The 13,818-nt window shown below is 63.7% G+C and carries 16 protein-coding genes; 7 read left to right on the forward strand and 9 right to left on the reverse strand.

The features are described 5' to 3' along the window. Positions 1 to 3: 3 nt before the first annotated feature. Positions 4 to 666, reverse strand: coding sequence for a DUF305 domain-containing protein (locus ACZI8R_RS04275; RefSeq protein ID WP_463378339.1), 663 nt, complete (start codon positions 664 to 666; stop codon positions 4 to 6). Continuing rightward, positions 663 to 2,201: an LVIVD repeat-containing protein gene (locus ACZI8R_RS04280; protein WP_463378340.1), complete on the reverse strand. Its 1,539-nt coding sequence runs from the start codon at positions 2,199 to 2,201 to the stop codon at positions 663 to 665. The genes ACZI8R_RS04275 and ACZI8R_RS04280 overlap by 4 nt, the downstream gene beginning before the upstream one ends. Before the next feature lie 332 nt (positions 2,202 to 2,533). On the opposite strand from ACZI8R_RS04280, the gene ACZI8R_RS04285 reads away from it, so the two are divergent. Beyond that, positions 2,534 to 2,746 (forward strand): hypothetical protein, encoded by a 213-nt coding sequence (locus ACZI8R_RS04285; RefSeq protein ID WP_463378341.1) that lies wholly within the window; start codon positions 2,534 to 2,536, stop codon positions 2,744 to 2,746. Positions 2,747 to 2,764: 18 nt separating this feature from the next. After that, positions 2,765 to 3,451, forward strand: a complete 687-nt coding sequence (locus ACZI8R_RS04290; RefSeq protein WP_463378342.1) for an HNH endonuclease family protein — start codon at positions 2,765 to 2,767, stop codon at positions 3,449 to 3,451. 32 nt (positions 3,452 to 3,483) lie between these two features. Here the strand turns inward: ACZI8R_RS04290 and ACZI8R_RS04295 are convergent, their stop codons facing one another. Further along, positions 3,484 to 4,188: a dienelactone hydrolase family protein gene (locus ACZI8R_RS04295; protein ID WP_463378343.1), complete on the reverse strand. Its 705-nt coding sequence runs from the start codon at positions 4,186 to 4,188 to the stop codon at positions 3,484 to 3,486. 144 nt (positions 4,189 to 4,332) lie between these two features. Here ACZI8R_RS04295 and ACZI8R_RS04300 point away from each other — a divergent pair, with 144 nt between their 5' ends. Next, entirely contained in the window at positions 4,333 to 5,067 is a 735-nt protein-coding gene (locus tag ACZI8R_RS04300) for an SDR family oxidoreductase (protein ID WP_463378344.1), read from the forward strand. Between the two features lie 13 nt (positions 5,068 to 5,080). On the opposite strand, the gene ACZI8R_RS04305 is transcribed toward ACZI8R_RS04300, so the two are convergent. The 6 genes from ACZI8R_RS04305 to ACZI8R_RS04330 form a co-directional block, all read right to left on the reverse strand. After that, positions 5,081 to 5,650 carry a DapH/DapD/GlmU-related protein gene (locus ACZI8R_RS04305; protein WP_463378754.1) on the reverse strand — a complete coding sequence of 190 codons (570 nt, stop codon included), beginning with the start codon at positions 5,648 to 5,650 and terminating at the stop codon, positions 5,081 to 5,083. Beyond that, positions 5,650 to 6,672, reverse strand: a complete 1,023-nt coding sequence (locus ACZI8R_RS04310) for a zinc-dependent alcohol dehydrogenase family protein (RefSeq protein WP_463378345.1) — start codon at positions 6,670 to 6,672, stop codon at positions 5,650 to 5,652. The genes ACZI8R_RS04305 and ACZI8R_RS04310 overlap by 1 nt, the downstream gene beginning before the upstream one ends. A gap of 26 nt (positions 6,673 to 6,698) precedes the next feature. Further along, positions 6,699 to 7,118: a (R)-mandelonitrile lyase gene (locus ACZI8R_RS04315; protein WP_463378346.1), complete on the reverse strand. Its 420-nt coding sequence runs from the start codon at positions 7,116 to 7,118 to the stop codon at positions 6,699 to 6,701. A gap of 4 nt (positions 7,119 to 7,122) precedes the next feature. Next, entirely contained in the window at positions 7,123 to 8,016 is an 894-nt protein-coding gene (locus ACZI8R_RS04320) for a helix-turn-helix transcriptional regulator (RefSeq protein WP_463378347.1), read from the reverse strand. A 65-nt stretch (positions 8,017 to 8,081) separates the two neighbouring features. Beyond that, a complete protein-coding gene (locus tag ACZI8R_RS04325; protein ID WP_463378348.1) occupies positions 8,082 to 8,888 on the reverse strand; it encodes an ABC transporter permease in 807 nt (268 codons plus the stop codon). Then, positions 8,885 to 9,889, reverse strand: coding sequence for an ATP-binding cassette domain-containing protein (locus ACZI8R_RS04330; protein ID WP_463378349.1), 1,005 nt, complete (start codon positions 9,887 to 9,889; stop codon positions 8,885 to 8,887). Before ACZI8R_RS04330 ends, ACZI8R_RS04325 begins: the two co-directional genes overlap by 4 nt. Positions 9,890 to 10,012: 123 nt before the next feature. Between ACZI8R_RS04330 and ACZI8R_RS04335 the strand changes: the two genes are divergently transcribed. The 4 genes from ACZI8R_RS04335 (at position 10,013) to ACZI8R_RS04350 (ending at position 13,813) form a co-directional block, all read left to right on the forward strand. Then, positions 10,013 to 10,792 (forward strand): TetR/AcrR family transcriptional regulator, encoded by a 780-nt coding sequence (locus ACZI8R_RS04335; RefSeq protein ID WP_463378350.1) that lies wholly within the window; start codon positions 10,013 to 10,015, stop codon positions 10,790 to 10,792. Between the two features lie 78 nt (positions 10,793 to 10,870). Further along, complete coding sequence (locus ACZI8R_RS04340; protein WP_463378351.1) at positions 10,871 to 11,800, forward strand: ABC transporter ATP-binding protein; 930 nt, start codon at positions 10,871 to 10,873, stop codon at positions 11,798 to 11,800. Between the two features lies 1 nt (position 11,801). Then, positions 11,802 to 12,542 carry an ABC transporter permease gene (locus tag ACZI8R_RS04345; RefSeq protein ID WP_463378352.1) on the forward strand — a complete coding sequence of 247 codons (741 nt, stop codon included), beginning with the start codon at positions 11,802 to 11,804 and terminating at the stop codon, positions 12,540 to 12,542. A gap of 14 nt (positions 12,543 to 12,556) precedes the next feature. Continuing rightward, entirely contained in the window at positions 12,557 to 13,813 is a 1,257-nt protein-coding gene (locus tag ACZI8R_RS04350) for a sensor histidine kinase (RefSeq protein ID WP_463378353.1), read from the forward strand. The last annotated feature ends 5 nt before the right edge of the window (positions 13,814 to 13,818 follow it).

Consider the following 13,818-nt stretch of genomic DNA (forward strand, 5'->3'; position numbering starts at 1 on the left):
ACGTCACGGGTACGGGATGGGCTCTGCCTGCCGTTGCTGCAACAGCAGGTTCATGTAGCCCATCTCTTGGCTCTGATCCCGCACCATGGATCGCGCCGTGCGTTCCACCGGATCGAGTGTGGTCTTCTCGACCGCTGCCGCAGCCATGTCGATACCGCCTTGGTGATGGCGAATCATCAGTTGCAGGAAGTGGACCTCGGCGTCACGGCCCGTCAGTCCTGCAAGAGTGTTGATCTCGTCCCAGGTGGCCATTCCCGCCATCACTTGCGGCGGCGACTCACGTTGTCTTCCATGACCGTGCGCAGGCGCGGCGTGACCGGTGTCCATCCACGCCATGGGCTCCTGGCCGCTCCACGGTTCGTCTGCGAGGGTGAGCCATCCTCGCAACGTACCGATCTCCATCGATTGCTTCGCAGCGATCTGCTCGGCCAGGAGATGAACCTCGGGGGCTACGCCGTCGTCCAAATTCTGTGCGATGGCCAACGCCTGCTCGTGATGGACCGCCATGTCCTGGGCGAAGCCGATGTCGGTCTCGCTCATCCGAATGCTTCCGTCGTCGGCAGAGATCGAGGATACGAGCGCCGGCCGCAGTGCCGCGCCCATGGCCAGCAGCAACAGACCGGCGGCAACGACGGCCGCGTACTTACCCCATCGGTTCACCCTCACGACCCCACTGTCGAGTTCTGATTCGGCGGTGGCGTGTACACATCGTTGTCCAGTTGAAGCGCCATGAAACCGTTGTCCATGCAAGTGGTCCAGAGTTGGGTCCCACGCCATTCGGGGGGCGACAGACACCAGTCGGAAGACAGATCGCCGAACATGACTTGGCTGGACCGTGGATTGATGGCATCGAGGGGGTTCTGCCCGTCCTCCACCGCGGCGCGGCCGATGGCCAACGTACTCATCAACGGAATTCCGATGATGGATGCCAGCGCGTGAGCAGAATTGGTGAGCTGGAGATTCTGCCCCTTCGACGCGGGCGGATTGTAGTAGGCGATCTCGTGAATATTCTTCGGATCCTTGACGTCGAAAACCCTTATGCCCGAAGAAATCCACCCGCACGCCAAAGCTGTCGGATCGACCGGCCGATCGGCAGCGCAGTAGTGGGATTCGTAGGCAAAGACGGAACCGCCCTGTGAGGAGCGAAGATTCGCTTCCATGTTCTGCGGCAGGTTGATCTCCAGCTTTACCGTCTCGACGATCTCGGGCGCGGTGACGTCCGAGACATCGATGAGCTTGACCCCGCCGGAGCCCGCCTCGTTCGGCGTGAAGATGTACGGCTTGCCGTCGTACGTGACGGGAATGCTGTGCTGTGGAATCTGACCGTCTGTCCAGAACACTCGGCCCACGTGCGGAACCTGCGGGTATGGATCGCGACGCTGCACAGCGCTCACATCCAGGATCGTCACCCCGGCAATTGCCGACTGGTACAGCGTGTTTCCGTCGGGACTGATGCCGAAACCGTGTTCCTGGATGCCTGTCAAGCCCTGCCACACGATATGCGGGTTCGACGGATCCGAAATATCGATTGCGCTCAGGTGCCCGGGTGCCAGCCCTGATGCCCAATAGGTGTTGCCATCGGGGGAGAAGCCGCCCTCGTGCGAGGTGAACGGCAAGGGCATCGCCGGGTGCGAGCCGGGCCCAGGATTGAGCAGTTTCGGATGTGCGCAGTCGGAGATGTCGTACACCGAGAAGTACCCACCACCTTCCAAGAACGGAACGGCAGTGCCTGCGAGGAGCTTCCGCTCCTTGTTGACCTTGAGTGTCTCCCAGGTACCGCCCAACATCGCGGGCTCTGTCAGCGTCGTCGACATCACGGGGTTCGAGGGGTCCGACGCATCGATGACCTGGACACCACGGTCCTCGCCCAGCAGATTGCCGGGAAAGAAGGACGGCGTATAGGAACAGTGCTCGAACGTGGTGGCGGTGACCGCACTGCCACGTCCCCGAAACTGGCCGACCAGGCTGGCATTGCAGTGGTAGCCCTGTTCGCTGCGACCACTGTCGCGGTCCGGTGCGGGGACATCGCCTTGCAAGCCTGTCTCGGGAAGCGAACCTGGACCGCAGTCGGCCCGCGGGACCGCATCGCGAACGACGTCCAGGATCTGTGGTTCGTCTGCGAATGCCCGAGCATCGGTTGCAAGTGCCGCCAGCAGCACCCCGGCCACGATCATCGACGCCGACCTCGTTCTAGCCCACATCCAGTGCCCCTTTGCAGGCCACCCACGTGCGACAACCGACGCCGGAGGCCGGACCGTTTCAACTCGACAATCCGGACACTAGACCTGTTCATCGGCCCTGACGCTCGGTTTCCCGAAACTTGGAGTCGGCGAATGCCGCGTGAACGACACGCCACGACCTGTTCAACATCTGTCATCGATCCAGGGCTCTCGAAATGTCTTGCCGGCTAATTCGATTCGACAGAAACGCATATCGCATGACCACTGCGCGAACAGGTGACGACATACCCCGAATTTCTGTAACGGCGGCGCTAGCTTGGCAGCCGACTTCACGAAAGAAGGGGCAGATTCACATGGCAAGCAACGACAAGTACCTCTTTCAGGCGGCGGGACTCGCCCGCGGCGAGGACGCAGATCTGATCGCCTCGGCTCGCGCCGAGTTGGAGGCAGACCCCACCGCCGGTGGTGACGACGACCTGGTCTCGCGCGCGGTCCGGGTCGCGTACGACGTCCTTCGCACCGATGCCCCAGAAGTCGCAGCCGACCTCGGCGAACCAGACAACTGACTCGAGAACAGAGGGAAAATGCGATCTCGCTCGACACGACTGTTCACAGCTGCCGCCACGATCGGCGCGGCTGCACTGATCGGCTTCGGATTCGGTAGCCCCGTCGCGAACGCCGCGGGTGTGGACGTAGTTCCAGGGACCGATCCAGCCGTCGCCGCCGACAACCTGGCCGGCTTGACCGTGAACGATTCCGGACCTTCCAGCGACTACGACCGTGATGCGTTCGGCCCGGCGTGGACCGACGACGTCTCGGTACCCGGCGGCGGTAACGGCTGCTCGACGCGAGAGGACATTCTCGAGCGGGACCTGACCGATTCGGTTCTCAGCGACGACTGCCAGGTCGAGTCGGGCACGCTGGACGACCAATACACCGGCACGACAATCGAGTTCAAGCGCGGGGCAGAAACCAGCTCCGACGTTCAGATCGACCACGTCGTGGCACTCTCCGACGCGTGGCAGCGCGGCGCCGATACGTGGGATTCCGCGAAGCGGGCCGATTTCGCCAACGATCCTCGCAACCTGTGGGCTGCCGACGGCCCGACCAACCAGGAGAAGGGCGACTCGAACGCGGCGGAGTGGACCCCCTCCAACGCCGACTTCCGTTGCACCTACGCCACCGCCCAGATCGACGTGAAAGCGACGTACGACCTGGCCGTGACCGCGGACGAGAAGACTGCGCTGGAAGGCCTGCTCGAAACCTGCTGAGCGCGTGCACCAGACGCGGTGGCTGTCCGGAGTCAGGTGAGCGTTTTCACCATCCAGTCGATCCCGGCGGCCACTGCGTCCTGCATGTGTGGCGCCGAGCCCGAGACGTCGAAGCCGTGTTCCGCACCGGGGACGTCGGCAACGGTGATGGGCGCCCCGGCGTTCTTCGCACGCTGCAGGAAGGCCTGCTGATCCGGAGCGAAGATGGGCATCTCGTGTTCGACGATGGTGAGATACGTCGGTACGGACTTGGTTCCCGCGACGACCTCGTCCTGAGGCGGCCATCCTGGGATCTCTTCGGCGGGAAGCATGGGGTACGTGAGTTCCACGCCCCGAAGCCACGGCTGCGGATCGGCGAGGAACGGGTAACACAACACGCCGCCACCGGAAAAGAACCAGATGCCGACGGCGTCACCGTCCGACTCCGGCTGTTCGCGGAGTTCTTCGACCGCTCGTGCCACTGTGGCAGCGGCCTCGGGCACACGGACCCCCTCGGTAAGATCGTGATCGATCACTGCCGCCACGAGTCCCCGGCGCGCGAGGTGGCTCGCATAGTCGCGGAAGAAGCTCGATCGGCGCGGCATCACCTCGGGCCGTTCTTGGAACAGGCCGTGTACGACGAGAACGCAAGGGGCGGTGCCGTCTGTCTCGGGCAGGTACAGGTCGAGATCTCCGCGGGTAACCGGATCGACCGGCTCCACGGGAAGGATCATCTCGGGTCCGAAGAACTCGGGCATCGGTAGGCCTTTCGCTTTGACGGTCGTCGTGGCTGTCAACGTACGTACGTCCGGTGTTCCTCGCCATCGAATTACGGGCGGACCATATGCTGATGGGACCGATCGAATGAGAAGCATCCGAGCTCTAATCGACGAGGAGAGACCATGAAGATCGCTATCGCTGGATCGACCGGGACCGCCGGCAAGAAGGTCGTCGAGGCGGCCATTGCCGCTGGACACGAAATCGTCGAACTGGCTCGATCCAAGGGCGTCGACCTGGCGTCGTCGGACCGCCTGGTCGAGCGCCTGACCGGCGTCGACGCAGTCATCGACGTCACTCAAGGTGGATCGCTCGACGAGAAGGAATCCATCGCGTTCTTCGAGACCGTCACCCGTAACCTCGGTGAAGCCGCGAAGGGGGCCGGTGTCGAACGGTTCGTCGTCCTCTCGATAATCGGTATCGAGAACATGCCCGACTTCGGCTACTACGTGTCGAAGGTTGCGCAGGAGAAGGTGGCGAAGGAGCACGCTGAAGGTCTGCGCATTCTCCGTGCGGCGCAGTTCCTCGATTTCGCCGGTCAGATGCTCGATTGGACCCGCCAGGGTGACCGTGTCACCGTTCCCGTGATGAAGACCCAGCCGGTTGCCCTCGAAGAGATCGCACGCCTGCTGGTCGAGATGGCGGACGGGACCGAGCCACGCACGTACGTCGAGCTCGCCGGGCCGAAGCAGGAAGACCTCGAGGACTTGGTCCGGAAGGTAGTCGCTCACCGCGGTGAGAATGTCACCGTCGACAGTGCCGTAGCGAGCAAGAACATGGCCGAGGGCGCCTGCCTTCCCGGACCGGATGCCGTCATCGCCGGCCCGGACTTCGACACCTGGCTCGCGCAGCAGTCCTGAAGGCGAAGCCGCCTCAGTCGCTCACCGACCTCACCACTCGCGCCGGGGAGCCCACGACGATGGCCTTCTCCGGCACGTCCTTGGTGACAACGGATGCGGCGGCAACCACAGCGTCGTCGCCGATCGTCACACCCGAGAGGATCGTCGCGTTGGCGCCGATCCACACGTTGCGTCCCACGATCACGGGCGCCGGATGCATGTCCGAACGGCGGCTCGGCGCCAGGTCGTGATCGAGTGTCGCGATCACGACGTTGTGGCCGATCAAGCTTCCGTCGCCGATGCTCACGCCGCCCTGGTCCTGGAACTTGCATCCAGAATTGATGAAGACCCGCTTGCCGAGACGGATGTTCTTGCCGAAGTCGGAATAGAAGGGCGGAAACACCGCCACCGAATCGTCGACCTTGGCACCGATCAGTTGCGAGATCAGTTCACGAACCTGCTCCGGCTCGTGATATCCGCCGTTGAGCTCACCGGTCACCCGCAGCGCATCCTGGCTGGTTCGGTGCATCACCTCGTGCAGTGGCGAGCCCCCGGTGATGGTGCGGCCGGCGTTCAAGGCCTCGAGGAGATCGTCGAGTTCCATCACGGCTGCAGCAGAACCTTGATCGCTTCGCGCTTGTCCATCGCCTCGTAACCTTCGGCAGCCCGATCGAGTGGCAGAGTCATGTCGAACACCTTCCCGGGGTCGATCTTTCGATCCCAGATCAGTTGGATGAGCTCGGGGAGGAAGCGGCGCACCGGCGCCGGCCCGCCGTGGAGATGCACGAGCCCGAAGAACAACTCTCCTCCCGGCAGTTCGACGTCGTGGGAGACCCCGACGTACCCGATATGTCCGCCGGGCCTCGCAGAACGGATCGCCTGCATCATGGATTCCTGCGATCCCACGGCTTCGATGACGCTGTGCGCACCGAGACCATCGGTCAGTTCCTTGATCTTCGCCACGCCCTCGTCGCCACGCTCTTCGACGATGTCCGTGGCACCGAACTCTCGCGCCAGCTTCTGTCGCGACTCGTGCCGGCTCATGGCGATGATCTTCTCGGCCCCAAGCTCTTTGGCCGCGAGGATCCCCATGAGGCCTACGGCTCCGTCACCGACGACGGCTACCGAACGGCCGGGGCCCGCCTCTGCTGCGACCGCGGCGAACCAACCTGTTCCCAGGACGTCGGAGGCGGCCAACAGGGAGGGAATCAGATCCTCGTCGGGCTGACCAGGCGTGGCCACCAGAGTCCCGTCGGCATAGGGAATGCGCGCAAACTCGGCCTGTGTTCCGATCTCGCCGTCGACGAATATTCCGTTGACGCAACGCGATTGATAGCCGGCATCGCAGATGGGGCAGGCGTTGTCCGAGATCACGAAGGACCCGACGACGAAGTCACCCGGCTTCACTGTCTCGACCGAATCGCCGATCTGTTCGACGATGCCGACGTACTCGTGGCCCATGAGCTGCTTGTCCGGGTTGTCCGCGCCGCGATACGGCCACAGGTCGGATCCGCACACGCAGGCGGCGACGATCTTGATCACGGCGTCGGTGGGTTCCTGAATCTTCGGGTCTTCTCGCTCTTCTACCCGGACGTCGCCGGGGCCGTGCATGATCACACCACGCATTGTGCAGTCCTTTCAGTCGAATTCGATCAGTTGTTCTCGCCACCGGGGCGGTAGTCCGCGGCGGTGACGTGTTCGAGCCAGGTAGTTGTCTCGGCCGGGTCGTCGGCATTCTCGAGCATCGCCAGATGCTCCATGAAGTCTTCGGGAGTGGCGCCGTGCCAGTGCTCCTCGCCGGCAGGGCAGTAGACGGTGTCGCCGGGCTTCGCCTCCACGACCGAACCGTCACGCGTACCGAAGAGCGCGATACCACTGACGACGTGCAGCGTCTGTCCTTTGGCATGTGAATGCCAGGCAGTGTGCGCACCCGGCGCGAATCGGACCCGCGCGACCACCATTCGCTGGCCCTCTTCCTGTGGATACGCGATGGGGTCGACCCACACATCACCGGTGAACTGCTCGGGCGGGTTCTTGGTCGTCGGAGCCTTGGGCAGGAAAGTATGTGTCACGAAATCAGTTCCTCTCGCTGGTTCGCGGTGCGGGCTCACCGACTGTGGGTGTCTTGTGCCAGGACCCGAGCAATCGAAGTTTCTGCGCGGACTCCGAAGCGGGTTCGGCGGTGTAGATCATCAGAACCTGCCCCTCGTCCGCGGTGATCGCGAGTTCTTCGTAGGCGAGATGCAACTCGCCTACCTCCGGATGGTTGAACCGCTTGGTACCGGCTCCGTGAGTCCGGACGTCGTGTACAGCCCACAGATTTCGGAATGTCTCGCTCTGCGTGGACAGTTCACCCACCAGATCCTGAATACCCCGATGCTGCGGATCTTTACCGGCTTCGGTTCGAATGATGGCCACACACATCTGGGCGAACAGTTCCCAATCCGGATAGAAGTCCTTCGATGCAGGGTCCAGAAATTGAAACCTGGCGAGATTGGGTACCCGTCCGCCATCGCCGATCACGGGCGAATAGAAGGCGCGACCGAGTTCGTTGACGGCGAGAAGGTCCTGAACCTCGTTCCGAACGAAGGCGACCGAATTCTCGATCGAGTCCAAGGCCCATTGAACGCTTCGGCGCAGAGGCCGGGCAGGAGCACTGGGCCGCCGGCGTCGACCGGACGTGGGAATGCCGTCGGCAGCGCGGGCCAGATCGAACAGGTGCGCGCGCTCGGTCTCGTTGAGCATCAACGCCCGAGCCAGGGCGTCCAGCACTGAGGAAGAGGCACCCGCGATGGCGCCACGCTCGAGCTTCGAGTAGTACTCGACACTCACATCGGCGAGGCTCGCGACCTCGCTGCGCCGCAGGCCAGGAACGCGCCGGTTGCCTGTGGCGGGCAACCCGGCGCGTTCCGGTGTGACCTTCGCGCGACGCGACATCAAGAACTCGCGCACTTCGGATCGGTTGTCCATGCACACAAGCGTATGTGTGCATGGACCGATGAGGGATACCTTTTCAGGGCACCTCTCAGCGAGGCCTACTTGCGCTTGCTCTGGTACCGGTGCACCGAAAGTGGCACGAAGATCACCAGGATGATCACGACCCAGATCAGTGTGTAGGCGATCGGATTCTGCATCGACCACACGTCCGCGACCGGGATCGACGGATCGGTATTGCCGAACAACTCTCGGGCGGCCTGCGTTACGGCAGACACCGGGTTCCACTCCACGAAACCCTGCAGGAAGGAGGGGAACGACTCCAGCGGTACGAACGCGTTCGACACGAACGTCAGCGGCATGATCACTATGAAGGACGCGTTGTTGATCACCTCGACGCTGGGAACGAGCAGGCCGACGTACGCCATCACCCAACTGAACGCGTATGCAAACACCAGCAACAGAGCGAAGCCGGCCAACGCGTCCATGAACGATCCGCGAATTCGCCACCCGACCAGCAGACCTGTCAACGCCATGATGACGATCGAGACCAGGTTGTAGGCGATATCGGACACGGTCCGTCCGATCAGCACTGCTGATCGCGACATGGGGAGCGAGCGGAAGCGGTCGATGATGCCCTTCTGCATATCCTCGGCCAGACCCGCTCCGGTGTACACGGAGCCGAAAATGACTGTCTGAGCGAAGATGCCACCGATCAGAAACTCCCGGTAGTTCACACTGCCGCCCGGGTCGATCGCGCCGCCGAACACGTACGCGAACAACAGCACGAACATGATGGGCGATATCAGCACGAACACCATGACTTCGGGGACGCGTTTGATCTTGATCAGATTGCGCTTCGCGATGGTGCCACTGTTCGAGATGGTGCGGGTGAGTGTCGCGGTCATCGAGTCGTCTCCTTCACACGAGCACCTGCAGAATCGGTATTCGACTCTTGCGCATTGTCTTCCGTTCCGTGGCCGGTCAGTGTGAGGAACACGTCGTCGAGAGTGGGGCGCCTGACTCCCACGTCGAGGACCGCGATGCCTTCCGCATCCAAACGTCGAAGCAGACGCATCAATGCCTCGGCCCCGGCGTCGACCGGCGCCGAGAGTTCACGGGTGGACTCGTCGACCTTCACCTGACCGATCGTGATCGAAGCCACCGCTTCGCGCGCCGCCGGCAGATCCGCCGCATTCGCCACCACGAGCTCCACGTGATCGCCCCCGATGTTGCGTTTGAGCTGATCTGCCGTGCCTTTCGCAATCGCCTTGCCCTGGTCGATGACCACGATCTCGTCGGCGAGGCGGTCTGCCTCTTCGAGATACTGAGTGGTGAGCAGCAGCGTGGTACCCCCGTCGACGAGCTCGCGGATGACCTCCCACATACCGATACGACTTCGGGGATCCAGGCCGGTCGTCGGCTCGTCGAGCACCAACACCTGCGGGGAGGCAACGAGCGCACCGGCGAGGTCGAGACGCCGACGCATGCCACCCGAATAGGTCTTCGACGGGCGGTCTCCCGCGTCGGACAGATCGAATCTCTCGAGCAGCTCACCTGCACGACTGCGAGATTCGGTTCGTTTCAACCCATACAGCCGGCCGATCATGTCGAGGTTCTCGAATCCGGTCAGGTACTCGTCGACGGCGGCATACTGGCCTGCCAGACCGATACGAGACCGAACTCCGTCCGGGTCGGCGAGAGCATCGACGCCGGCGACCTCCACCGTGCCTTCGTCGGGCTCGAGCAGCGTGGTGAGAATCCGCACCGCCGTGGTCTTGCCTGCACCGTTGGGCCCGAGCAGGCCGAGCACGCTTCCTTGGGGGACATCGAGGTCCAGTCCGTCGAGCGCGCGAACCTTCTTGTAGTGCTTCACCAGCCCTCTGGCGCGAATCATGTGCGCGACCATGGGTCCACCTTCCGTATTTCTGATGTGGCACAACCCCCACAGAAACGGGGTATGTCGTACGCAGAGCGTTACCGAGTAGAGTGTACCCAGATTATCGATCCACCCGCCAGGAGGTTTTCGAGCATGAGCCTCACCGATTCGGTATCCATACCTGACCAGCCCGAACGTCTTCTTCGGCTGCTGTGGGAGCCACAGAGCCCCGGCAAGCGAGGTCCCAAGCGGGCCTATTCGCGCGACGACATCGTGTCGTCTGCGGTACAACTCGCCGACGCATCAGGACTCCGCGAGTTCTCGATGCGCGCGGTTGCCGAGACACTCGGCATGGGAACGATGTCGTTGTATCGCTACGTTCCCGGCCGCGACGAACTGCTCGCACTCATGGTCGATACCGTCACGGCCGAGACCGCCTTCGCTCACGAGGGCGGGGACGGCTGGCGCGCGCAACTGGAGTTCGTCGCGCGGGGCGATTGGGACCTGTATTGCCGCCACCCGTGGATGCTCGAGCTGACTCTCGATCGAATCTCACCCGGGCCGAACGCTACCGCCAGATTCGATGCTGCGGTGGCGGCCGCACTCTCCACCGGCCTCTCGCCGCGTGACGCGCTGAACGTGTACTCCGCGGTCGATCACATCGTCCGCGGCTCGGCTAGTTCGGCCACTCAGAACGATCAGTTCGTTCGAACTACCGGCGTGGGCATAGACGAGTGGTGGGAGCAGCAGGCGATCCACCTCGAATCGTTGATCGACTACACCCGGTATCCCGCCCTCCGCACCGCGCTCGACAGCAACGCATTCGGTTCGGGCAAGGACAGCACCGACAGCTACCGCGACGACTTCGAATCGGCCCTCAAACTGCTACTGGACGGGGTGGAACAGGAGATACGGCGTTCGGCCGAACGATGATCTCCACCGCCGATCGGTGTACGAAATCGAGCCGATCAGTGGATGCCGGGGCCGCTCGGACTGCACGACGCTGGTGGCATGCCACTCATCGAAGTGCTCGACCTGCACAAGACCTACGGTTCCACCGTCGCCGTCGAGGGTCTGTCACTGAAAATCGCCGAGGGAGAGCTGGTCGGGATCCTCGGACCCAACGGCTCGGGGAAGACCACCACCGTCGAATGTGTGGCCGGACTACGGCGCCCGGATTCGGGCACCGTACGTGTTGCCGGCCTCGATCCTGGGACCGATAGGCAGGAACTGACCCAATTGCTTGGGGTTCAGCTCCAGCACGCCGGCCTCCAGGCCAGACTCACTGTGCGTGAGGCCCTCACGTTGTACGCCTCGTTCTACGATTCGCCCGCCGATGGGGTGGCGCTGGCCGAACAGCTCGGAATCGGCGCAAAGCTGGACGCCCGGTACGCAGCGTTGTCCGGTGGCCAGAAGCAACGTCTCGCGATCGCTCTCGCACTCGTGGGACGGCCGCGTATCGCGGTACTCGACGAACTCACGACTGGACTGGACCCACGGGCTCGCCGTGGCGTGTGGAACGTGATCGAGAAGGCGCGCGCCGACGGCACAACGGTTGTGCTGGTCACTCACTTCATGGAGGAAGCGCAACATCTGTGCGACCGGTTGGCCGTAGTCTCTGCCGGTCGAATCGTTGCGGAGGGCTCGCCGCGCGACATCATCGGTCGGACCGGCGCACCCGCAACCATGTCCTTCACGCCATCGGCGCCCCTTCCCCGAGGTGGTCTCGCGGCCGTGCACGGCGTGTCCGACGCCCGCACCCGCGATAACGGACGCGTCGAGCTGAATCTCACCGACCCCGCAGTGCTCGAGGTCCTGGCCCTCCTGAAACATCACGAGGTGGTGCCGGACGGGCTTCGGGTGGAGGACTCGACGCTCGACAACGCGTTTCTGAGCCTCACCGACAGGCGCGACCTCGTCCCCGAAAGCGAGGAGTCCTGAGATGACCTCCACCGCAACCACTGTATTGCGCACTGAGATGAAACTCTTTGCGCGCGAGCCCGCTTCGCTCTTCTGGGTCGTCGTCTTCCCGCCGTTGCTTCTGGGAATCCTCGGGTTGGTTCCGGCCTTTCGTGAGGTCGACGACGCCACGGGAGTATCGACGATCTCGCTGTACGTGCCGGTCGCCTTCCTCGTCGCCGCACTGTTCGCTGCCGTGTCCTCCATGCCCGCCGTGGTCGCCACCTACCGGGAGCAAGGCATCCTGCGACGGATGTCGACGACCCCGGCGCGGCCCAGGGATCTACTCCGCGCCGAGTACCTCATCCACGGCGGTGCGGCCCTGCTCGGAGGTCTCCTGGCACTGCTGGTGGCGGTCGTGTTCTACGACGTCGGTCTCCCGCAGAACATCGTCGGCTTCGTCCTGGTCGTGCTGCTGGTGATCGCGGAAGTACTGGCAATCGGCGGACTGGTGAGCAGCCTCGTACCCACCGCCAAGCTCGCTACGGCCGTCGGCACGATGTTGACCTTCCCGCTGCTGTTCACCGCGGGTCTATGGCTGCCGGTGTCGGTCATGCCGTCCCTGTTGGCCGCAGTGGTGGAGTGGACCCCCTTGGGCGCCGGAGCTCTCGCCCTGGATGCAACCTTTCAGGGTGACTGGCCCCCGGTGAACCAAGTTCTCGTGGTCACCGCGTGGGCAGTCGCCACCGGCTCCCTCGCTGCGCGATACTTCCGGTGGGAGTGAACCGAGGAGGAGCCGTGAGCCAGAGTGCCCCGTTCGGCCGCAATCGGCTCGACCGCAAGTGGGCGCGGATCGTGCGGTACGGCCCGTACGTGCTGCTGACAGCGGCGTGTGTCGCCGAACTCCTGACCGCGAACCTCGTACCTCTCGGAGGCCGGTACGGCCTCATCTTCGGTTTGGTGGCCGTGGCGGCGTGGTTGCACTGGATATGCATCGACCGGCGATGGGATCAGCCGCCCGACCACCGCATCGGCGGCGTCTACCTGGTACTCCGAACGGGAATCGCTTTCGCTCTGACCTGGCTGAACCCCTTCTTCGTATTGTTTGCGGTCATCGGCTACTTCGACGCGGACGACCACCTGCCGCGGCGGTGGAGTTGGCTTCCGTTGTTGGCGACTGCTGTGACGGTCGCCGGTTCACAATCCGGTGGGCTACCCCCGGACAGCGTCGACCAGACCTTGATTTTCATCGGGCTGTTCTTCGTGAACGCAATCCTGGGGGTCGTGTTCGCACGGCTGGCCTGGAGTGATGTGGATCGAGCGACAGAGCGCACCGAGACAATCTCGGAGTTGGAGCGCACGAATGCCCAACTCGAACTCGCACTGGAAGAGAATGCTCGTCTCCAGTCCGAACTCCTCACCCAGGCGCGGCAATCCGGGGTCCACGAGGAACGCGAGCGGCTCGCCTTGGAAATCCACGACACGATCGCCCAGAGCCTCACCGGAATCATCACCCAGCTGCAGGCAGCCGACGACGCCCGCGAAGAGGAGCCGGCCGCCCGGCACCGTAGACGCGCGTCGGACCTAGCGAGAGACGCACTACGTGAGGCGCGTAGCTCGGTGGAGGGTCTCATGCCACTGGCATTGGAGGACGGAGAACTCGGGCGAGCGCTGGAACGCGTGGTGGCCGAGTTCTCGCTCGATCAGCCGGCCCGTGCCGAACTGGTGATCACGGGGACTCCCGGGCCGGTCCACGCCCAGGTGGAGGCCGCGGTGGTACGAATTGCACAGGAGGCGCTCGCCAATGTCGCGCGACATGCCCACGCCACCCGCGTCGCCGTCACGGTGTCCCACCTGGACGGCGAGGTCTTGCTCGACGTCCGCGACGACGGGGCCGGGTTCGACGCGAGCCTTCTGCGCGAAGGCTCGCGAGGTTTCGGGATTCCCGGGATGACCACCCGCGCTTCACGAGTCGCCGGCGAACTCGTGGTCGAGTCGGAGCCCGGCCACGGCACTGCGGTGTCATTGCGTGTCCCGGCGGTGACCGATGCCTGATCTCA

Source organism: Rhodococcus huquni, assembly GCF_055231055.1.